Consider the following 19,895-nt stretch of genomic DNA (forward strand, 5'->3'; position numbering starts at 1 on the left):
AGAAGCCACGTCCCCTCGTTCGGTGCCGGCGGCGTCGTCCGGCGCCCTGGCTGGAGCAGGCCTCCCCCCGCTCTCGTGGCGGAAGGCCTGCTGCGCTGTCAGTCGCGCGTGAGCCGTCGGTGGGTGACACGGTGCGGCTTCGCAGCATCCGGGCCCAACCGTTCCACCTTGTTCTGCTCGTACGCGTCGAAGTTGCCCTCGAACCAATACCAGTTGTCGGGGTCGTCCTCCGTGCCCTCGTAGGACAGGATGTGCGTCGCCACCCGGTCGAGGAACCACCGGTCGTGCGAGACGACGACGGCGCAGCCGGGGAATTCCAGCAGGGCGTTCTCGAGACTGGACAGAGTCTCGACGTCGAGGTCGTTGGTGGGCTCGTCGAGGAGCAGCAGGTTGCCGCCCTGCTTCAGTGTCATCGCGAGGTTCAGCCGGTTGCGCTCTCCGCCGGAGAGCACGCCGGCCTTCTTCTGCTGATCAGGGCCCTTGAAACCGAACGCCGAGACATAGGCGCGCGACGGCATCTCGACCTGGCCCACCTGGATGAAGTCGAGGCCGTCGGAGACGACCTCCCAGAGCGACTTGTTCGGGTCGATGCCCCCGCGGGACTGGTCGACGTAGGAGATCTTCACCGAATCGCCGATCCGGAGCTCTCCGCCGTCGAGCTCCTCGAGACCCACGATCGTCTTGAAGAGCGTGGTCTTGCCGACGCCGTTGGGGCCGATGACGCCCACGATGCCGTTCCTCGGAAGCGAGAACGACAGTCCGTTGATGAGGACGCGGTCGTCGTAGCCCTTCTTCAGGTTGTGCGCCTCGATAACCTGACTTCCGAGGCGCGGGCCCATCGGAATCTGGATCTCCTCGAAGTCGAGCTTCCTGGTGCGATCGGCCTCGGCAGCCATCTCCTCGTACCGGTTGAGCCTGGCCTTGGACTTGGTCTGGCGTCCCTTGGCGTTCGAGCGGACCCACTCGAGTTCCTCGGACAGACGCTTCGAGAGCTTCTGGTCCTTCTTGCCCTGGACCTCGAGGCGTGCGCGCTTCTTCTCGAGGTAGGTCGAGTAGTTCCCCTCGTAGGGGTACAGGTGCCCGCGGTCGACCTCGGCGATCCATTCCGCGACGTGGTCGAGGAAGTACCGGTCGTGGGTGACGGCGAGGACGGCGCCGGCGTAGGAGGAGAGGTGCTGCTCGAGCCAGAGCACGCTCTCGGCGTCCAGGTGGTTGGTCGGTTCGTCCAGCAGGAGGAGGTCCGGCTTCTGGAGCAGCAGCTTGCAGAGCGCGACACGGCGGCGCTCGCCACCGGAGAGTACCGTGACGTCGGCATCCGGCGGCGGGCAGCGAAGAGCGTCCATGGCCTGCTCGAGCTGGGAATCGAGGTCCCAGGCGTCGGCGGCGTCGATGGCCTCCTGCAGCTTGCCCATCTCGTCGAGGAGGGTGTCGTAGTCCGCGTCGGGGTTCGCCATCTCCTCCGAGATCTCGTTGAAGCGCTGGATCTTTCCGAAGATCTCACCGACGCCCTCCTGCACATTGCCCAGGACGGTCTTCTCCTCGTTCAGAGGCGGCTCCTGCAGCAGGATCCCCACCGTGTACCCGGGGCTCAGGCGGGCTTCACCGTTCGAGGGGGTGTCGAGCCCTGCCATGATCTTCAGGATGGTGGACTTACCCGCACCATTCGGACCGACGACGCCGATCTTCGCACCGGGGAAGAACGACATGCTGACGTCGTCGAGGATAACTTTGTCGCCAACAGCCTTGCGGGCCTTGGTCATTGTGTAGATAAATTCCGCCATGACCATAAGGCTAGTGGGTGCCCGCCCTGAACTCACACTCGGCCGGGCGGGCTCCCGCCTGGCTGTCTTGACCACGTAGCCCGGGCGACGCCCCCGAGACGAGGTCCTGGCCGGTCGCCGATGGTTCCTGGCGCGCCGCGCCCGGTCCTGCACCCAAGCCGCACACGATCGCCGGTCCTCCTGACCCGAAAGATCGCCGCATCCCGAGTCCTCACACGGCATCGCGCCGGCCGCGGCAGTGACGCGTCAGAACGGCACGCGCTCCTCGTCGAAGACCTCCTCGTCCGAGCTGTCCGCCTGCTCGCCGTCGTCGTGCCCGTCAGCCTCTGCTCCTTCAGCTCGCTCCGCCTCCGGTGACTGCCCGGTTTCGTACACCTCCCCGGTCGCCAGGTCCACGCCGTCGGGTACGCCGCCGTCGACCGTGCTTTCCGCTGCGAATCCAGCACCGCCCTGCTGGTCCAGCGCGGGCGCTCCCTGCGACGCCTCGGAACGGCCCACCGTGGTCCGCTTGAAGTTGGCGGTTCCCCACATGAGATCGTGGCCCGCGGTCTCGGCGTCGATCTCCACCGACGTCCCGGTCCTGCCGTCGGAGTTGATCCAGGGCCTCACCTTCAGCCGCCCGGTGACGATGACCCGGTCACCCTTCCTGATGCTCGCTCCCGCGTTGGTGGCCAGTTGGCGGAACATGGAGACGGAGTACCAGTTCGTGTGGCCGTCGACCCACGAATTCGACTCACGGTCGAAGCGACGCTCCGTGGAGCACATGCGGAACCCGGTGATGGGCAGGCCGCTCTGCGCGAGGGTCAGGCGAACCTCGGTGGCAACGTAGCCCCGTACGGTGATGATGTCGGTCATGATCAGTCCTTCCGTTGGCCTCGTGGGCGGCGGTGTGTGCCGGCCCGGAACAAGTCTCGATCGGCCGACGGGCTCCTGTGGCACCGTGGCCGCCTATGTGGACAACCACGTGTGGAGTACCTGAGATCTGACCGGTGGCAAAGGATTTCATCGCTCGGCGCTGGTGGTTGAGCCCGGCGCCTGGTGCTTCCTAGCGTGATGGCATGGACACTGCATCTCAGACCCACCCGATCGGCACCGGGCGCACGATCATCAGGACCCTTGCCGAGCTGGGCCGGATCCTGCAGCACCACGACTCCGTCTACCTTCGCTACTCCCGCGGGTACGAGGCGGACCGCGATTCGACGAGCAGGGACGGCGAAAGCGGTCTTGTGCTCCCGGGCCTCTCCGTCAATCCCCTGACCCCCGAGGACTGGTGGACGCGGCCGCTCGAGGACTGGCTCGCGCGGCAGATCTGCCAGTATCGCCACGTGGCCGAGGAGGAGGACCGGTGCGCCTGGATCCTGACAGGCACCACCGTCGGCAGGGGACCCGACTGCGAACCCCTCCTGGTGGACGTCACGCCGCTCGGCACACTTCACGAAGGCCTGCTGCAGGAGGCGGTGCGGATCTATGGCGAGAGGTTCGAGGCGGGCAAGCGGCCCTGATGATGCTCACCGGCGCGACGAAGGGCCGGGCATCTCGATGCCCGGCCCTTCGCGTGCGTGCCCCCGGCAGGATTCGAACCTGCGACCAGAGGATTAGAAGGCCCCTGCTCTATCCCCTGAGCTACGGAGGCAGTGCCTCGAGTTTACTATGGACGGCGATCGTGCTCAGTGGGTCAGGACACGTCGTCCGGGAAACTCACCCGCAGCTCGAGTCGGTGCTGGCCGTCCGGATCCTGGGAGTACACCGCCTTGCCCGAGATGCCGCGAAGCCCCTCGGTGCCGGACCCGGGGATGATGTGGCCGGAACTCGCCGCGTCCGAGCCCTCGGCGACGCCCCAGTGCTGGACCGTCATGGAGCCGGAGCGCTCACCGATCGTGCCGACGAACTGTTCGGACGCCACGTAGCCCGCGCCGACGTCGTTCCCGGCCATCAGGAGCTCCGCCGTGCTGTTCCCACTGATCTCGCCCTCGAAGACCTTGGCCGCCCGAACCCGGGACAGCTCTCCGGTGCTGCCGGGTTCGGAATACGGTTCTGCGTCCCACGCAGTGATCTCGAACTCACCGCTGTACGTTGTCATGCCTATGTCACTCATTGACCCAGTATCGTCGCTCTGCGCCGGTCCCGCATGCCGAATGCCGGCTGAGGACGGCCCGTCAGCGGCTGCAGCGCGGTCCGGCAGCGGGCGTCAGTGCAGCTGTCCGGGGGCCAGGGGGCTGTAGCGACGCCGGAAAAGGACCTTCGTGCTGCGGTCCAGGAAGACGAGGTACAGCGCGAAGGCGAGAGCCGCGACGGCCGCGAGCTGACGTGCCACCGCAAGGCTCAGATCGAAGTAGGGGAAGATGTCCAGCTGGTCGCTGATCGCGTAGACCATGAAGAACGCCACCGTGACATAGAGGAACTTGACCTGCCAGTCGTCCCGGATGCCCGTGACGGCGAACAGCGGTATCAGCCAGACCACGTACCAGGACTGGATCATCGGCGCGAGCAGGACGATCGAGGCGAAGGCGATGGCGAGGCGGCGCACGAGATGGCTGTGATCCCCCCGGAAGACCTGGATCGCGATGATGACGAGCGAGGCCACGCGTGCGAGCGTGTGGAACGCGTTGGCGAGGCCCCAGCCGTTGAGCTCGAGGGCGTCACCGAGGCTCGCGATGACCATCCCGATGAAGCCGATCGGCGCGTACCAGATCCAGACGCTGCCGGGCGTGCTGAGGGCGCCGACCCAGCCGAAGCCGAACGTATTGACGAGACCCATGATCCACAGGATGCCCAGGCTCAACCCTGCCGTCATGAACCAGTAGAGGAACTTGCGCGGCCAGGACGCGTTCCGGCCGGCCCACATGAGACCCACGAACGGAAGGAAGATCAGCGTGATCGGCTTGATACCGACCGAGAGGGTGATGAGCAGGATGCCGAGGACCGGCCGCTTCGTCGCTGTCAGGTAGAGGCCGGCCAGCGCGAGGCCGATCATCAGCGAGTCGTTGTGGATGGCCGCCACGAAATTGATGAGGAACAGCGGGTTCGCGGCCGTCAGCCAGAGAGCCCGCGTGCCGTTGATCGAGTGCAGCTCCGCCAGTTTGGGAACGAAGTAAACGCACAGGGCCACGCCGATCAACGCGATGACCCTGAAGAGGATGATCGAGGTGTCGGGGTGGCCGCCCGTGATCCGGACGACCCCCTCCTCGATCCACAGGAAGACGGGACCGTACGGCGTCGGGCTCTGTGCCCACAGGTCGTCGGCCCCGATTTGGAGGTAATTGGAGATCTGGGAGTAGCCGTCCACGTAGGGATTGAGCTTAGCCACCATGACCTGGCCCTGCGCGATGTAGGCGAAGACGTCCCTGCTGAACAGCGGGAGTGCCGCCGCGAGCGGGACAGTCCAGGCGATGATGGCCTTCAGGACGAAGGGCCGGCTCTCGTCGGACCACCCGTTCAGACGCTGGCCGAGGCGCAGCCACGCACGGATGAGCAGCATCCCGCCCAACGCAAGGAGCAACACGGACAGGATGGCGCCGACCGGCTCGAAACGGAGCCAGATGATGATGGGGTTGCGTCTCAGGTCGGCCGATGCCAGCGAGAGCCAGCCGACCCCCAGTGAGCCCATCCACATCATCAGGGACCCGATGAATCCCTGGATGATCGCGACGTTCGGCCGGTGGGGCCCGGGTTGCTTCTCCACCTGTGTGAGCGGGAGCTGGGCGGGCATCGGGTGGATCCAATCGTCGTCAGGCAGGAGTCGGCGTCGAACGCCCATATCCCCGGGCCGGTTGGCTGATCGGCGGTCGCCCGGCTCGCCGCGGAACGGTGCCCGCGCCGGAAGCAGCAGGATGACCCAGATCCCCCGCAGCCCTGAGCGAACTGTACGAATATTAGCATCGGGCGGCGCGGGACGGCGGGAGGACGTCGTTGCCGCCGGTCGAGTGACACTGCGCCGGGTGGGTCGGGCTGACGGCGCACTCCGCACGGAGGCGCACGCGCCGGACGGTACATTGGTCGGATGCCGATATCGAATGAACGCATCGTCTGGATCGACTGCGAGATGACGGGGCTGGACCTCACCCATGACGCCCTGATCGAAGTCGCCGTGCTGGTGACCGATGCCGAGCTCAACGTGCTCGGTGAAGGCCTCGACGTCGTCATCAAGCCCTCACCCGAGGCGTTGGGCCAGATGGGTGACTTCGTGCGGGACATGCATACGAAGTCCGGGCTGCTCGACGAGCTCGACGGCGGTATGTCCCTGGCGGATGCCGAGCACCAGGTCCTCGAGTACATCCGCGGCCTGGTCCCGGAACCGCGCAAGGCCCAGCTGGCCGGCAACTCGGTGGGCACCGACCGCACGTTCCTGGTCCGCGACATGCCCAGCGTCGTCGATCACCTGCACTACCGGATCATCGACGTCTCGACGATCAAGGAGCTCGCGCGTCGCTGGTACACGCGTGCCTATTTCCAGGCACCGGCGAAGACCGGTGGGCACCGGGCGCTCGGGGACATCGAGGATTCCATCCGCGAACTGCAGTACTACCGGGCCGCCGTGTTCGTCCCGGCACCCGGACCCGACTCGGCGACGAGCAAGGAGATAGCCCGGACGGTCACCGGCTGACGTTCCGCGGGCAGCGGGACGGACGCCTGGGCGCCGCTGTCAGGGGCACCACGAAAAGTGTGTAAACTTGTATCCGCTGCCTTTCGTAGACAGCCCGGACCGGTACAGCCGCCGGGCCGACAGCGAAGCACATGGTGGGTATAGCTCAGTTGGCAGAGCGCCTGGTTGTGGTCCAGGAGGTCGCGGGTTCAACCCCCGTTACTCACCCTCAGTTGTCAGGATCGGTCCTGACCACGGATGCCGTCCCGGAGATCGTCCGGGGCGGCATCCGCATTTCCGGCCCCAGCACGCCCACGCCCACGCCTTCCGCGCCGCAGTCCACGACGGCCTGCTCGCGCGAAGGCCGAGAGCACCGAAGGACCCCACCATGGAACGCACAGTGTTCGACGAGGATCACGAGCTCTTCCGCGACGTCGCCCGCGAGTTCAACGAGCGCGCCGTCGCCCCCCACTACGCCGCCTGGGACAGGCAGCACATGATGGACCGCTCCGTCTGGACCGCCGCGGGCGAGCAGGGCCTGCTCGGACTCGCTGTCCCGGAGGAATTCGGCGGAGCCGGCATGCCGGACTACCGCTTCCGCGCCGTCCTCGACGAGGAGTTCGCTCGCAGCAACCATCTCTCCGTGGGGCTCGCCTTCCACCTGCACGATGATCTCGTGCTGCCCCACGTGCTCGCGCACGGCTCCGACGACCTGAAGGAACGCTGGCTTCCTGGCATGGTGTCCGGGGAGATCGTGACCTCGTGCGCCTGGACCGAGCCGGGAGCGGGCAGCGACCTGCGAGGCATCCGTACCAAGGCCGTGCGCGACGGCGACGACTGGCTCATCAGCGGCCAGAAGGTGTTCATCGGCAACGGGATCAGTGGCGACGCGTCCCTCGTCCTCGCCCGCACGGACGGCAGCTCCGGACGCGGCGCCAGTGATGCCTTCTCCCTCTTCATGGTGCGCAGGGGTGAGGGCTACACGCCCGGACGCCAGCTGGACAAGATGGGCTTCCACGCCTCGGACACCGCCGAACTGTTCTTCGACAACGTGCGCGTGCCGGGCACCGACCTCGTCGGCGAGGTGGGCCAGGGCCTGCGGTACAGCCTCGAGCAGATCCCCCAGGGGCGGCTCGGCATTGCAGTGGCGGCAGCGGCACTCGCCCGGGCAACCTACGAGCAGACGGTCAGGTACGTGACGGAGCGCAGCGCCTTCGGCGAGCGGGTCCTCGACTTCCAGGCGACGCGCCACGTCCTCGCGGATCTCCTGACCGAAGTACAGGTCACGGAGGCGTTCGTCGACCAGGCCGTCCTCGCCTTCAACGCGGGCGCCCTGACGCCGACGGCGGCCGCACAGGCAAAGCTCTGGGCGAGCGAACGCGCGAAGTCCGTCACCGACCGGTGCCTGCAGCTGCACGGCGGGTACGGGTACATCCTCGAGTATCCCGTCTCGCAGGCCTTCCTGGCCGCACGGTTGCTGACCATCTTCGGCGGTACGAGCGAGATCATGCGTGAGTCCATCGGCCGCTCCATCGCGGACCGCGCCGCACAGAAGAGGTAGAGCCCATGACCGTCCATCCCATCACGATCACCGGCGAACCGGTCCTGCACCGGCGCGCACAGCCCGTCGAGGCGTTCGACGACGAACTCCGCGCGTTGATCGCCGACATGTTCGAGACGATGGACACCGCGAACGGGGTGGGTCTCGCCGCACCGCAGATCGGGGTGGGACTTCGCATCTTCGTGTACGGCATGGAGAACGACGACGACGTCCCAGCCCGCGGCGTACTCGTCAATCCGACGCTCGTCACCTCGAAGGTTCCTGGCGCCGATCCCGACCCGGACGAGGAAGCCGAGGGCTGCCTCTCCGTTCCGGGCGAGGCCTTCCCGCTGAAGCGGGCCGAATGGGCCCGCGTCTCCGGGTTCGACGGCGACGGCGCTCCGGTCGAGTTCGAGGCCACCGGGTGGTTCGCCCGGTGCATGCAGCACGAGTACGACCACCTGGACGGGAAGCTGTACGTCGACCGCCTGAATGCGAAGCATGCCCGCCGGGCGAAGAAAGCCACGAAGAACAACGGGTGGGGAGTTCCGGGACTGACGTGGATGCCCGGCGTCGACCCCGACCCTTTCGGGCACTGAGGGGCGCCCCGCCCCCTCTGATAGCGCGGATCGGGCCCCAGGAATCGCGGGGATCGTCGAGGTCCTGCCGGATCTGCCTTAAGCGGCATCCCGCGGCGCGGCGCTCGGCACGCCGTCGTCCAGCTCGGATGTGGGAGCCGAGGCAAGGTCCTCCAGGCGCCTGATGCCCCTCAGCGGGCCGAGCAGTGCGACCAGGGGTGCCATGCACGCGATGACGACGCCGGTCAGCACGCCCGCGCGGATGCCGATGGTCTCCGCGAGGATCCCTGCGGCGAGGCTGGCGAGGGCGAGCATTCCCCAGCTCACCGTCCGTGACGCGGCGCCCAGCCTGCCCATCATCCCCGGAGGGCAGACGCGTTGCCGGAAGCTCGACCCGACCACGATGTTCCAGGACACGCTGGCCCCCATGACGAACATGCCGGCGACGCCCCAGAGCATGCCCCAGCCCGGCGACAGCAGCAGGAGGCTGGCGTAGCCGAGCACGCCCGGCACCATGGACCAGCGCCAGAGCGGCCCGGTCCCGAAGCGGTCGCCCATCGACTGGGCGGTGATCCCGCCCACGGCTCCGCCCAGCGAGGCCGCAGCGAGCAGCATCCCGAGCCACACCTCCGATTCACCGACTGATCTGAGCACCAGCAGTACGAGAAGTGACGCGGCGATGTTGCCGCCCAGGTTCCACAGCGCGGCGTTGAACAGCAGGGCGCGCAGCGGCGCCGTACTGAAGGTGTAGCGCAGGCCGTCCGCCATCTCGCGCAGGATCGGTTGCCTGCTCGGCGGCGCCACGACTTCGCGGACGTCGAGGCGCTGCACGGCCACGAGGGACACGATGAACGCGCCCAGCTGGACCAGCAGCGTGTTCGACGCCCCGGCGATGGTCGTGAGCCATCCTGCTGCTGCCCGTCCGGCGGCATCCGCCGCAGCGCCCGAACCGGTGATCAACCCGTTGCCCTCGATGAGTTCATCCGGTGTCACGGCCTGTTGGACCAGTGCGGCGTCCGCCAGCTGGAAGAAGACCGACGCCGTCCCGGCGACGAAGGCCGTGGCGAACAGCAGTGGCGTGCTCAGGAAACCGAGCCAATAGCCGAGGGGCAGGAGCCCGAGGACGACGACACGCACGAGCAGCGCGCTCATCATCACGGGTTTCCGGGGCAGACGGTCCACCCACACCCCGATGACGAGTCCCAGGACCAGCCAGGGCAGGAAGGTCATGCCCGCGAGCGCAGCGACCTCGAAGTTGCTCGCTTGGAGTTCCACGGCCGCGATGATCGGCAGGGCCACGGCGGCGACGGCGTTCCCGAGGACTCCTGAGGTGCTCGAGACCAGGAGGGCGCGGAAATTGCTGTTACGCCTCAGCAGGTGCTGTCCCCCACCGCCCCCGTCGCTCATCAGATCACCCTAACGGAGCGGGCGATACATGATCGGGCGCTTCGGGTGCGCGCCGCAGAGCAGTTCGCCGGGCCTTGACGATCGGGGAGGCTCCGCTGATAATCCTCGGTCGCACGGCGGCGGCCCGACAAAGTTCCCGGTTTCACCGTTGGCTGATCCGGCCTGCGCGGATTGCCGCACCTCGCGGGGAGGCGGATCATTGGATATGGAAGGAAGTCCGGCGGTCGTTCCCCCAGCGGCATCGCCGTGGACTCCTTCCGAGGCGGCTATAGACGCCGGCGGCCCCTGCCTCTTGAGACCGGGCGGGGGCCGTTCACCCCCTCCGTGGTGACCAGACCGGCGGCATGCGGCCGTCATCGACCGTACGTCCTCTGCGAGCTTCGGGGCAGACGAACGGGCCAGCCCCGAAAGCCCCAGCTGTGGGCCGACCCGTTCTCACCGTCGCGCTTGCGTACGAGACCCACGGCGGCTTTCACAGATTAGGCCCATCACCGGCGCTGGACAACGTATGACGCGCCGCGCGCGGGTCGCCCTTGACGGCAGCGCCAGCAGGTGGGGTGGTCGAGGGATGGGTCGACCGATACGCCGGGTTCTGTCATCGCACGACGTCGCCATCGTGCAAGTGGCGGCCATCCATCTACGAACGCCGTTGCCGACGCCCTCCAGCGGCCTACCCGTGCACTCGGGCGGGCAGCCCTGATCACGCGCACTGTCTGGCCTTGCTCCGGGTGGGGTTTACCGAGCCGCATCGGTCACCCGATGCGCTGGTGGTCTCTTACACCGCCTTTTCACCCTTACTTCCCTCCGGCCTGGACCGGAAAGGGAAGCGGTCTCTTTTCTGTGGCACTGGCCTGCGGGTTACCCCGAGTGGGCGTTACCCACCACCCTGCCCTGCGGAGCCCGGACGTTCCTCGGTGGAGCAGCCCGTGGGCACCTCCAACGCGGCCGCCTGGTCGACCCATCCACCTCCAGTCTAGGCCCGCTCCCCTCGTCCCCGGTGCAGCATCGGCGTCGGCCGGCCGGCCGGCGTCGCCCGCCCACGGTCCCTACCCTCGACGTCGTATACGGTTGATCGGTGCTGATCCTGCTTCCCCCGTCCGAAGGCAAGTCCGCCGCTCGCCGGGGAGACCCGCTGGCCATCGAGGACCTTCACTTCCCGGAGCTCAACCCTGCCCGCAGAGCGGTGCTGCGCGCCCTCCGGACCGTGAGCGCCACGGATGACGCCCTCGGGGTCCTCGGTGTGGGAGCCTCGCTCATCGAGGACGTACGACAGAACCTCGTGCTCGAGGAAGCTCCCTCCGCGCCCGCACACGATATCTATTCCGGAGTGCTCTACGACGCCCTGGGCTTCGCCCGGATGACGCCGGTGCAGAAACGGAAGGCGAGGGACCACTGCGTCGTCGTGTCCGGATTGTGGGGAGCCATCGGCTTCGGCGACCCGATACCGGCCTACCGTCTCTCGATGTCCGTGGCCCTCCCGGAGATCGGCCGGCTCGCAGGGTACTGGAAGAAGCACCTCGCCGGCCCCCTGGCTGACCACGCCGGCCGGGATCTGATCGTCGACTGCCGCTCGAGCACCTACGCCGCCGCGTGGGCGCCGCCGCCGGAACAGACCGCCGCGGTTCACGTGGTCCAGGTCCGCAACGGAGTCCGGACCGTCGTCTCGCACTTCGCCAAGCACACCCGCGGCGAGCTGGCGCGGCACCTGCTCGTCCGCCGTGGAACGGCGCCCGAGACGCCTGAGGCGCTGCTCCGCGCCACCCGGGAGAAGTGGACCGCGGAACTCGAGCCGGCCACCGCGAGGAAACCTGCCCAGCTCACCATCCTGCTGGACTGACCGCGGCGAGCGGAACGGTCCAGGTGTATCGCGCTAGGACGCCACCAGCTCGATCTCGAACCCCTCCGCGTTCTCGAGGTAGGCCGCGTAGTGCTCGGGGCCGCCCGCGTAGGGGTGTGCGTCCCTGAACATCAGGCTCCAGCCGTGGCTGACCGCCCGGCGGGCAAGGAGATCGACGTCGGCGCGGGACCCGGCACGGAAGGCCAGGTGGTTGACGCCCGGCCGCCGCCGCTCATGGACGCTTCCCGTGACATCAGGGCCGCTCTCCAGCACGATGTAGAACGTCTCGGAACCGTAGCTGACGCCGTGCTTCCACTCTTCCCGTCGCGGGAAGCCCAGGCGCTCCAGCAGCCAGCCGAGGCTCGAGACGGCGGACGGCAGATCAGCGGTCCACACCTCCACATGGTGCAGCTGCCCCGCCGGGCGTGGCGTCTCCGCGGGCGCGGCAACCGGGACCGCTTCCTTCTCCGCGGCGCGCGGTTTCCACGGGACGCCTGCCATCCCGGCGTCCATGGCCTCGTTCGAGAGCCGGTCGGCGTCCTTGTTGCGTTCGCGCGGAATCCATTCGTAGGTCACCTGGCGGGGGTTCATCACCGTGCGTGCCTTGCCGGCGAGGACGCGCATGTCCGCATGCTTGATCTGCCACCGGCCGGACATCTGCTCCACCACCAGCTTGGAGTCCATCTTCACGTGGACCGATGCCTCCGGGTTGATCTCACGGGCGAGCTCCAGCCCCGACACGAGGCCCGAGTACTCGGCCACATTGTTCGACGCCTTGCCGATATAGGCGGCTTTCTCCACCAGTATCCGCCCCGTGTCGGGGTCCCGGACGAGCGCACCGTACCCGGCGTGGCCGGGATTACCCCGGGAACCGCCGTCGGCCTCGACGATCAGGCGCTGCGGTGCCCCGTCCGCGCCGGGCCCGGCCGTCCGGTCCGAGGCATGCGGGTCGAAGAGTTGCTGATCAGTCACGACTGCTGGTTCCCCCAGTCCTCGGACCGGACCAGGATGCACCCGGAGTCGGGGCAGAGCACGATGTCGTCTGCCGCGGCCCCGGCGATGTCGGCCAGGTCACCCGGGCTCAGCTGCATGCCGGAACCCTCGGACTTCCCGTTGAACAGACGGGCCGCACCGACCCCCCGGCGCGCGAGGATCCGCTCGTAGATCGCCAGGAGCGGGGCATCGAAGGTGGCTGCGAGGTCGTCCCGCTTCGCCTGCACGCCGATCCGCTGAGCCTCGATATCCGCGAGCTCGGCGTCGCGCGCCTCCTCGAGGGCCCGGAGTTCGTCGCGGACACCACTGGTGCGGCCCTGGACCTCCGCCCGAACACCCCGCGCGGTCTCGACGCGCTCCATGACGTCGAGTTCCACGTCCTCGAGATCGGACCGACGCTTGGTGAGGGACCCGACCTCGTGCTGGAGCGCCGTCAGGTCCTTGGACGTCCCGGTGCCGCTGTTCAGCCGCTTCTCGTCACGCTCGAGACGCGTGACCACGGACTGCACCTCGTCCTCCGCCTTCGTGAGTTCGCGTTCGAGATCCCCCAGCACCGTCGTCGCCCGGACCAGCTCCGCGTCGACCTCGGCGACCCGGGACGCCAGCACGGCGAGCTCCGGGTTGCTTCGGGCAGCGGACGCCTGCCGGACGAGCTTGTTCAGGGACGAGTCGAGGGCCTGCAGATCGAGCAGGCGGAGTTGTTCCTCGGGTGCAGCCTTGGCCACGGTAAACCTCCAGGATGGGAACGGGACGGACAGATGGGGCGGGGACAGCAGTGCGCGGGAGCAGGGTCGTTCAAGCCTAGGCCACCCGGCCGGACAGGACCCGCCCGCCTCGCCATCCCGGGCGCGGTGGTCAGCGCCCCGGTGTGAGGACGAAGTCCCAGGGATCCGTATTGACTCCGCTGACCCTGATGTCAGTGGTGAACCCGTGATCGGCCAGGACGTTCCCGAGGGCGTCCGCGGCCGGCGTGAGCCACAGCCATTCGCTGCCGAAGTGGGACACGTCGATCAGGAATGGGCCGGCCTGTCCCGCGGCTTCCCGCGCCTCCAGCGCCGGATGGTGACGCAGGTCGGCCGTGACGAAGACGTCGGCCCGGCTGGCCCGGACGCGCCCGAGGAGGGAATCGCCCGCGCCCCCGCACACGGCGATCCTCCGCACCAGGGCGTCCCTGTCCCCCGCGACCCGCACTCCCCCGGCCACCGCGGGGAGGATCGAGAAGACCGCCTCGGCGAAGGCCCCGAGGGGCACGGCGGTCTCGAGGTCCCCGACGCGTCCGATACCTTCCTCCGGCAGTCCGTTCGCCGCCTCAGCGAGTGGCCGCACGTCCCGCAGTCCCAGGGCGTCCGCGAGGACATCGGAGACGCCGCCGACGGCGCTGTCACCGTTCGTATGGACCGTGACGAGGGCGCAGCCGGACTCGATGAGCCGATGCAGCACCTCGCCCTTGAACCCCGAGGCCGCGACCGACGACACCGGCTTCAGCAGGAGGGGGTGGTGGGAGACGATCATCGCCGCGCCCCACTCGAGGGCCTCGTCGAGGACCGCAGCAGTGGGATCGACGGCAAAGAGGATCCTCGGCACCCGCGTGGTGGATCGCCCGGCGACCAGCCCGACGGCGTCCCACCCCTCGGCCAGACTCTCCGGCCACAGTTCCTCGACCGCGGCGAGCACGTCCGCCACGGTGGGTTCCTTCTGGTCGTCCGACCCGGCGAACCGACCTACCGCCGGCCTATCGGTGTCCTCGGAGGCGCTGGGGGTCGTACCGGCGTCGTGCCCGTTGTCATCCATGACACCAGTCATACCGCCGTCGGATCGCGGCTCCAAGTCGGAGCGGCTTCGCTGCCGGCTGATCCGGCCCGGGAATCTTCGACGGGTGCCGCGCATTGACACAGTCATGAAGACATTCGTGCTTGGAGGAGGCTGCTTCTGGTGCCTCGACGCCCTGTACCAGAAGACCCGCGGCGTGACGGAGGTGGTGTCCGGTTACACCGGCGGTCACACGCGACACCCCGACTACGACTCCGTGTGCTCGGGCATGACGGGTCATGCGGAGGTCGTCGCGGTGAGCTTCGACGAGACGGTGATCCCGGAGGACGTCATCCTGGACATGTTCTTCGTGTCCCACGATCCGACCACCCTCAACCGGCAGGGCTACGACGTCGGCACCCAGTACCGCAGCGTCATGTACTACCAGGATGCAGAGCAGCAGGCGCTCTTCGAGGACGCGATCGCGCGCAACCAGGAGAACTGGAAGAACCCGATCGTGACCGAGGTCAGCAGGCTGCCCGATTTCCATGTCGCCGAGGACTGGCACCAGAACTACTACGCGAAGCACCCGGAGCAGGGGTACTGCCAGGTGATCATCAATCCGAAGCTCTCCAAAGCCCGCAAATATTACTCCCAGTGGCTCGCGGCATAGGCCTGCGGACGCCCGGCCGTTAAACTGACCGCCGTCCGGCCGCGGCGGCTTCCGGGCCCCGCGCCGCACGAGCACGCGCCAGACCGCTGATATCCTCCGACTCCCGAACAGGCAGGCCCCCGCATGGCAAAGATCTACGACGACGTCACCCAACTGGTCGGTCGCACGCCCCTCGTCCGCCTCAATCGCCTGACCGAGGGTCTCGACGCGCAGGTCGCCGTCAAGCTCGAGTTCTACAATCCGGCCAACAGCGTGAAGGACCGGATCGGCGTGGCGATCATCGACGCCGCGGAGAAGGCCGGCGCGCTCCTGCCCGGCGGAACGATCGTCGAGGGCACCTCCGGCAACACGGGGATCGCGCTCGCGATGGTCGGTGCAGCACGCGGCTACAAGGTCATCCTCACCATGCCGGAGACAATGTCCACCGAGCGCCGCGTCATGCTGCGGGCCTACGGCGCGGAGATCGTTCTGACCCCGGGCTCGGAGGGCATGCGGGGAGCCGTCGAACGCGCCAAGGACATCGTCGCCTCGACGGAGAACGCCATCTGGGCCCAGCAGTTCGCCAACGCGGCAAACCCGGCCATCCATCGGGCGACGACGGCGGAGGAAGTCTGGGAGGACACGGATGGAGCGGTGGACATTTTCGTGGCGGGCGTGGGCACGGGGGGCACGATCACGGGTGTCGGACAGGTCCTCAAGAACCGCAAGCCCGGCGTGCAGATCGTCGCCGTCGAGCCCGCCGACTCGCCCATCCTGAACGGCGGGGCTCCGGGACCGCACAAGATCCAGGGCCTCGGCGCCAACTTCATCCCCGAGAATCTCGACCGTGACGCGTACGACGAGGTGTTCGACGCCACGGTCGAGGATTCCGTGCGTGTGGCGCGTGCGCTCGGCACCCAGGAGGGAATCCTGGGCGGCATCTCCTCCGGGGCCATCGTGTGGGCAGCACTCGAGCTCGCGAAGCGACCGGAGAACGCCGGTAAGCTCATCGTGGCCATCGTCTGCGATTTCGGCGAGCGGTACATCTCCACGGTGCTCTTCGACGACATCCGCGGCTGACCGGACCCGGCCGGCCGGATGTCCGGCACGAACAGCGACCACGAATCATGCGAAGGTGACCGGTGAGCTTCCTAGAACGACTGCGCGAGGACCTCGGGACCGCGCGCACCCATGACCCTGCGGCCCGCGGGTCACTCGAGACCACGGTGGTCTACTCGGGCCTGCACGCCATCTGGGTGCATCGCCTGACGCACCGGATGTGGCGCAACGAGAATCTCCGGTTTCCGGCGCGTGCCCTCGCCCAGCTCGCCCGGGCGCTCACGGGGGTGGAGATCCATCCGGCCGCGACCATCGGCCGCCGGTTCTTCATCGACCACGGCATGGGGATCGTGATCGGGAGCACGGCCGAGATCGGCGACGACGTGATGCTCTACCAGGGCGTCACCCTCGGCGGTCGATCGCTCGAGAAGGTGAAGCGGCACCCGACCATCGGCGACCGCGTCACCATCGGCGCCGGCGCGAAGGTCCTCGGTCCCATCACCATCGGTGCCGGCAGTGCGGTGGGCGCCAACGCCGTCGTCGTCAAGGACACCCCACCGGACTCGATCGTCACGGGCATCCCGGCGACGTTCCGGCACCGGGACTCGCGGCGCGAGACGCAGCCCGCGGTCGATCCGGCCGAGTACGTGGATCCCGCCATCTACATCTGACCCGGCGGGCACGAACGCACGAAGCCCCGGACCGCGGTCCGGGGCTTCGTGCGTTCCAGCGTGCGTCAGTGGGTGTCGACGGCTTCGATCTCCGACTTGTCCTCGCCCCAGAGGGTGTGGAACGTGCCCTCGGTGTCGACACGGTTGTAGGTGTGTGCGCCGAACAGGTCACGCAGGCCCTGGGTGAGCGCGGCCGGCAGGCGCGGACGGCGCAGCCCGTCGTAGTACGCGAGCGACGCCGAGAACACCGGCACCGGGATGCCGAGCTGGACGGCGGTCGCCACGACACGCCGCCAGGCCGGCACGGCACCGGCGATGGCCTCCGCGAACGCCGGTGCGAGCAGCAGGTTCGCCGGACGCTCGTCGGCCACGGCGTAGGCCTTCATGATGTCGTCGAGCAGTTCCGCCCGGATGATGCAGCCCGCCCGCCACAGCGAGGCGATCTCGTCGAGCTTGAGCTCCCACCCGTACTCCTTCGCTGCCGCTGTGAGCATGTCGATGCCCTGCGCGTAGCTCACGAGCTTCGAGGCATACAGTGCCAACCGGACGTCCTCGACGAACGTGTCCGGGAGTTCGACCGTACCCTCGTGGCCCTGCAGGATCTCCTGCGCCAGGGCCCGCTGATCGGTCTGCGAGGACAGCGCGCGCGCGAACACGGACTCCGCGATGCCCGACGTCGGACTCCCCAGCTCCAGCGCGGAGACGACCGTCCACCGTCCGGTGCCCTTCTGCCCGGCTGCGTCGACGACGACGTCCACGAACGGCTTGCCCGTGCGCTCGTCGGTGTGCCCCAGGACCTCGGCGGTGATCTCGATCAGGAACGAGGACAGCGTCCCGGAGTTCCAGTCGGTGAAGATCTTCGCCTGCTCGGCCGGCTCGATCCCGGCACCTGAGCGCAGGAGGTCGAACGCCTCACCGATGACCTGCATATCGGCGTACTCGATCCCGTTGTGGACCATCTTCACGAAGTGCCCGGCGCCGTCGGTACCGATCCACCGGCAGCACGGCTCCCCGTCGTACTTCGCGGAAATCTTCTCCAGCATCGGGCCCAGCGAGTCATAGGACTCGCGGGATCCGCCGGGCATGATCGACGGACCCAGCAGCGCGCCCTCCTCGCCGCCCGAGACACCGACGCCCACGAAGTGCAGATCCTGCTTCGACAGGGCAGCCTCACGACGCCGCGTGTCCTCGTAGTGCGAGTTCCCGCCGTCGATCACGATGTCACCAGGCTCCAGCAGCGGGGTCAGCTGGTCGATCACCGAGTCCACGGGCTTGCCGGCCTTCACCATGATCAGCACCCGGCGCGGCTTCTCCAGCGCGTCCACGAGCTCCTGCAGCGACTCCGTCCGAATGAAGTCACCATCATCACCGTGCTTCTCCAGCAACGAGTCCGTCTTCTCGATGGACCTGTTGTGCAGGGCCACCGTGTATCCGTTCCGAGCAAGATTACGAGCGAGATTCGCCCCCATCACTGCCAGTCCTGTAACACCGATCTGTGCGCTCACTGTTTCTCCGTCGTTAGTCAGCTGCATGCGCTCACGCTGCATGGTCCGGCACTCGGCGCGTCTCCGCGCGGGCCGTCCGGTCCCTTTCACACTATTACCGTCCGAACGCCTGCCGCCACACGGAGGGGCCGCGAAGGGCTTTTGTTGCGATCCGCTTCACCGGCGACGTGTCCGAGCCGACAGCTCGCCCGCTGGGTCGCTGGCGCCATCCGTGAAAGAATGCTACGGATGTCCGATCTTACTGTTACCCCCGCTGCCACCGCCCTTCCGCCCGCCCGCCCTCAGGTGCGGCCCGAAGTGGAGGGTGCCCAGCCCATCGTCGCGAGTGACGGCCGGCCGCTGCTGCAGTTCAAGTCGCCCCGTGTCAGCCAGCCGCCTGTGCACCTCGCGGACCTGACCCTCGCCGAGCGGCAGGACCGCCTCAAGGAGCTCGGGCACCAGGGATTCCGGGCGAAGCAGCTCTCGACGCACTACTTCTCGCACTACACCACGGACCCGGCCGCGATGAGTGACCTCCCCAAAGCAGGCCGCGAGGAGCTCGTCGCCGCGATGTTCCCTCCCCTGCTCACCGAGGTGAAGCGGTTGACGACGGACAACGGGGACACCATCAAATTCCTGTGGCGGCTGTTCGACGGGGCCCTCGTCGAGTCCGTCCTGATGCGGTATCCGGGCCGCGTGACACTCTGCGTGTCCTCGCAGGCCGGGTGCGGCATGAACTGCCCGTTCTGCGCCACCGGGCAGGCCGGCCTGACCCGCAACATGTCGACGGCCGAGATCGTGGACCAGGTGGTCGCCGCGAACCGCGCCCTCGCGGAAGGTGCACTGGGCGACCTGCGCACCGACGGCGGGCACGACGCCGATCGCGTCACCAACATCGTCTTCATGGGAATGGGCGAGCCACTCGCGAACTACAAGCGCGTCATGGGGGCCCTCCACCGGTTCGTCGACGACTCCCCCGAGGGCCTCGGCATGTCCGCGCGGAACATCACGGTCTCGACGGTGGGGCTCGTTCCCGCCATCAACAAGCTGGCGGCCGAGTCCCTGCCGGTGACCTTCGCCCTGTCCCTCCACGCGCCGGACGACGAGCTCCGCGACGAGCTGATCCCGGTCAACACCCGCTGGAAGGTCGACGAGGCACTGGATGCGGCCTACAACTACTACCGGACCACCGGACGCCGGGTGAGCATCGAGTACGCGCTCATCAAGGACATGAATGATCACGCCTGGCGCGCCGACCTGCTGGCCAAGAAGTTGAATCAGCGCGGGCGTGGCTGGGTCCACGTCAACCCGATCCCCCTCAACCCCACCCCGGGCTCCATCTGGACGGCGTCGGAGAAGAGCGTCGCGGCGGAGTTCATCAACCGACTCCGTGCGGCGGGCGTCCCGACCACGCTGCGGGATACCCGCGGCAAGGAGATCGACGGTGCGTGCGGCCAGCTCGCAGCCGGTGAATAGCGCCGCCCCTGATTGGCGCGATCGGTCGGCCTCCCGGTATAGTCGACCCTCGTGATGCAGCCGGGTCCGCCCTGATCGGATGGCTG

General features: G+C 68.0%; 18 protein-coding genes, 2 tRNA genes and 1 other RNA gene. 10 read left to right on the forward strand and 11 right to left on the reverse strand.

The annotated features are described in order from the left end of the window. Window positions 1-98: 98 nt before the first annotated feature. Together ettA and ssb are read right to left on the reverse strand one after the other, a co-directional pair. Window positions 99-1,781 carry an energy-dependent translational throttle protein EttA gene (ettA, locus tag FJV46_RS13710; protein WP_087026786.1) on the reverse strand — a complete coding sequence of 561 codons (1,683 nt, stop codon included), beginning with the start codon at window positions 1,779-1,781 and terminating at the stop codon, window positions 99-101. Between the two features lie 246 nt (window positions 1,782-2,027). Then, window positions 2,028-2,636, reverse strand: a complete 609-nt coding sequence (gene ssb / locus FJV46_RS13715; protein ID WP_087026559.1) for a single-stranded DNA-binding protein — start codon at window positions 2,634-2,636, stop codon at window positions 2,028-2,030. Between the two features lie 203 nt (window positions 2,637-2,839). On the opposite strand from ssb, the gene FJV46_RS13720 reads away from it, so the two are divergent. After that, the gene (locus tag FJV46_RS13720) at window positions 2,840-3,283 is read left to right on the forward strand and encodes a DUF6098 family protein (protein WP_087026562.1); all 444 of its coding nucleotides are present in this window, start codon (window positions 2,840-2,842) and stop codon (window positions 3,281-3,283) included. Window positions 3,284-3,341: 58 nt separating this feature from the next. Here the strand turns inward: FJV46_RS13720 and FJV46_RS13725 are convergent. The 3 genes from FJV46_RS13725 to mptB form a co-directional block, all read right to left on the reverse strand. Beyond that, window positions 3,342-3,414, reverse strand: a tRNA-Arg gene (locus FJV46_RS13725). Between the two features lie 42 nt (window positions 3,415-3,456). Further along, window positions 3,457-3,876, reverse strand: a complete 420-nt coding sequence (locus FJV46_RS13730) for a DUF3224 domain-containing protein (protein WP_087026565.1) — start codon at window positions 3,874-3,876, stop codon at window positions 3,457-3,459. Window positions 3,877-3,969: 93 nt separating this feature from the next. Next, window positions 3,970-5,490: a polyprenol phosphomannose-dependent alpha 1,6 mannosyltransferase MptB gene (gene mptB / locus FJV46_RS13735; RefSeq protein WP_087026567.1), complete on the reverse strand. Its 1,521-nt coding sequence runs from the start codon at window positions 5,488-5,490 to the stop codon at window positions 3,970-3,972. Between the two features lie 291 nt (window positions 5,491-5,781). On the opposite strand from mptB, the gene orn reads away from it, so the two are divergent. The 4 genes from orn (at window position 5,782) to def (ending at window position 8,502) form a co-directional block, all read left to right on the forward strand. Further along, entirely contained in the window at window positions 5,782-6,384 is a 603-nt protein-coding gene (gene orn / locus FJV46_RS13740; protein ID WP_087026570.1) for an oligoribonuclease, read from the forward strand. 134 nt (window positions 6,385-6,518) lie between these two features. Then, a tRNA-His gene (locus tag FJV46_RS13745) sits at window positions 6,519-6,591 on the forward strand. Between the two features lie 160 nt (window positions 6,592-6,751). Then, window positions 6,752-7,924: an acyl-CoA dehydrogenase family protein gene (locus FJV46_RS13750; RefSeq protein ID WP_087026573.1), complete on the forward strand. Its 1,173-nt coding sequence runs from the start codon at window positions 6,752-6,754 to the stop codon at window positions 7,922-7,924. Window positions 7,925-7,929: 5 nt separating this feature from the next. Further along, window positions 7,930-8,502 (forward strand): peptide deformylase, encoded by a 573-nt coding sequence (def, locus tag FJV46_RS13755; RefSeq protein WP_087026576.1) that lies wholly within the window; start codon window positions 7,930-7,932, stop codon window positions 8,500-8,502. A 78-nt stretch (window positions 8,503-8,580) separates the two neighbouring features. Here def and FJV46_RS13760 read toward each other — a convergent pair whose 3' ends face one another. Both FJV46_RS13760 and rnpB read right to left on the reverse strand, forming a co-directional pair. Further along, on the reverse strand, window positions 8,581-9,888 hold the full coding sequence (locus FJV46_RS13760; protein ID WP_087026579.1) for an MFS transporter: 1,308 nt from the start codon (window positions 9,886-9,888) through the stop codon (window positions 8,581-8,583). A gap of 565 nt (window positions 9,889-10,453) precedes the next feature. Then, window positions 10,454-10,849, reverse strand: an RNA gene (gene rnpB, locus FJV46_RS13765) — RNase P RNA component class A. A 114-nt stretch (window positions 10,850-10,963) separates the two neighbouring features. Between rnpB and FJV46_RS13770 the strand changes: the two genes are divergently transcribed. Then, window positions 10,964-11,725: a YaaA family protein gene (locus FJV46_RS13770; protein ID WP_087026582.1), complete on the forward strand. Its 762-nt coding sequence runs from the start codon at window positions 10,964-10,966 to the stop codon at window positions 11,723-11,725. 33 nt (window positions 11,726-11,758) lie between these two features. Here FJV46_RS13770 and FJV46_RS13775 read toward each other — a convergent pair whose 3' ends face one another. From FJV46_RS13775 to FJV46_RS13785, 3 genes are all read right to left on the reverse strand, one after another. Further along, the gene (locus FJV46_RS13775) at window positions 11,759-12,697 is read right to left on the reverse strand and encodes a reverse transcriptase-like protein (RefSeq protein WP_087026585.1); all 939 of its coding nucleotides are present in this window, start codon (window positions 12,695-12,697) and stop codon (window positions 11,759-11,761) included. Then, window positions 12,694-13,443, reverse strand: a complete 750-nt coding sequence (locus tag FJV46_RS13780) for a zinc ribbon domain-containing protein (protein ID WP_087026587.1) — start codon at window positions 13,441-13,443, stop codon at window positions 12,694-12,696. Before FJV46_RS13780 ends, FJV46_RS13775 begins: the two co-directional genes overlap by 4 nt. A 130-nt stretch (window positions 13,444-13,573) precedes the next feature. Then, a complete protein-coding gene (locus tag FJV46_RS13785; protein WP_087026589.1) occupies window positions 13,574-14,509 on the reverse strand; it encodes a Nif3-like dinuclear metal center hexameric protein in 936 nt (311 codons plus the stop codon). Window positions 14,510-14,615: 106 nt separating this feature from the next. Between FJV46_RS13785 and msrA the strand changes: the two genes are divergently transcribed. From msrA to epsC, 3 genes are all read left to right on the forward strand, one after another. Beyond that, complete coding sequence (gene msrA / locus FJV46_RS13790; RefSeq protein WP_087026592.1) at window positions 14,616-15,140, forward strand: peptide-methionine (S)-S-oxide reductase MsrA; 525 nt, start codon at window positions 14,616-14,618, stop codon at window positions 15,138-15,140. Between the two features lie 123 nt (window positions 15,141-15,263). Next, window positions 15,264-16,199 carry a cysteine synthase A gene (cysK, locus tag FJV46_RS13795; protein ID WP_087026595.1) on the forward strand — a complete coding sequence of 312 codons (936 nt, stop codon included), beginning with the start codon at window positions 15,264-15,266 and terminating at the stop codon, window positions 16,197-16,199. Window positions 16,200-16,261: 62 nt separating this feature from the next. Next, a complete protein-coding gene (gene epsC, locus FJV46_RS13800) occupies window positions 16,262-16,849 on the forward strand; it encodes a serine O-acetyltransferase EpsC (RefSeq protein WP_087026597.1) in 588 nt (195 codons plus the stop codon). 65 nt (window positions 16,850-16,914) lie between these two features. Here epsC and gnd read toward each other — a convergent pair whose 3' ends face one another. After that, window positions 16,915-18,354 (reverse strand): NADP-dependent phosphogluconate dehydrogenase, encoded by a 1,440-nt coding sequence (gene gnd / locus FJV46_RS13805; RefSeq protein ID WP_087026599.1) that lies wholly within the window; start codon window positions 18,352-18,354, stop codon window positions 16,915-16,917. Between the two features lie 228 nt (window positions 18,355-18,582). Here gnd and rlmN point away from each other — a divergent pair, with 228 nt between their 5' ends. Beyond that, window positions 18,583-19,809 carry a dual-specificity RNA methyltransferase RlmN gene (rlmN, locus tag FJV46_RS13810; protein ID WP_232008397.1) on the forward strand — a complete coding sequence of 409 codons (1,227 nt, stop codon included), beginning with the start codon at window positions 18,583-18,585 and terminating at the stop codon, window positions 19,807-19,809. The last annotated feature ends 86 nt before the right edge of the window (window positions 19,810-19,895 follow it).

Source organism: Arthrobacter agilis (assembly GCF_006494655.1).
GTDB lineage: Bacteria > Actinomycetota > Actinomycetes > Actinomycetales > Micrococcaceae > Arthrobacter_D > Arthrobacter_D agilis.

Coding starts and splice junctions, on each gene's coding strand:
- ettA (WP_087026786.1), bottom strand. CDS start 1,781: ATGGCGGAATTTATCTACACAATGACCAAGGCCCGCAAGGCTGTTGGC.
- ssb (WP_087026559.1), bottom strand. CDS start 2,636: ATGACCGACATCATCACCGTACGGGGCTACGTTGCCACCGAGGTTCGC.
- FJV46_RS13720 (WP_087026562.1), top strand. CDS start 2,840: ATGGACACTGCATCTCAGACCCACCCGATCGGCACCGGGCGCACGATC.
- FJV46_RS13730 (WP_087026565.1), bottom strand. CDS start 3,876: ATGAGTGACATAGGCATGACAACGTACAGCGGTGAGTTCGAGATCACT.
- mptB (WP_087026567.1), bottom strand. CDS start 5,490: ATGCCCGCCCAGCTCCCGCTCACACAGGTGGAGAAGCAACCCGGGCCC.
- orn (WP_087026570.1), top strand. CDS start 5,782: ATGCCGATATCGAATGAACGCATCGTCTGGATCGACTGCGAGATGACG.
- FJV46_RS13750 (WP_087026573.1), top strand. CDS start 6,752: ATGGAACGCACAGTGTTCGACGAGGATCACGAGCTCTTCCGCGACGTC.
- def (WP_087026576.1), top strand. CDS start 7,930: ATGACCGTCCATCCCATCACGATCACCGGCGAACCGGTCCTGCACCGG.
- FJV46_RS13760 (WP_087026579.1), bottom strand. CDS start 9,888: ATGAGCGACGGGGGCGGTGGGGGACAGCACCTGCTGAGGCGTAACAGC.
- FJV46_RS13785 (WP_087026589.1), bottom strand. CDS start 14,509: ATGGATGACAACGGGCACGACGCCGGTACGACCCCCAGCGCCTCCGAG.
- msrA (WP_087026592.1), top strand. CDS start 14,616: ATGAAGACATTCGTGCTTGGAGGAGGCTGCTTCTGGTGCCTCGACGCC.
- cysK (WP_087026595.1), top strand. CDS start 15,264: ATGGCAAAGATCTACGACGACGTCACCCAACTGGTCGGTCGCACGCCC.
- rlmN (WP_232008397.1), top strand. CDS start 18,583: ATGTCCGATCTTACTGTTACCCCCGCTGCCACCGCCCTTCCGCCCGCC.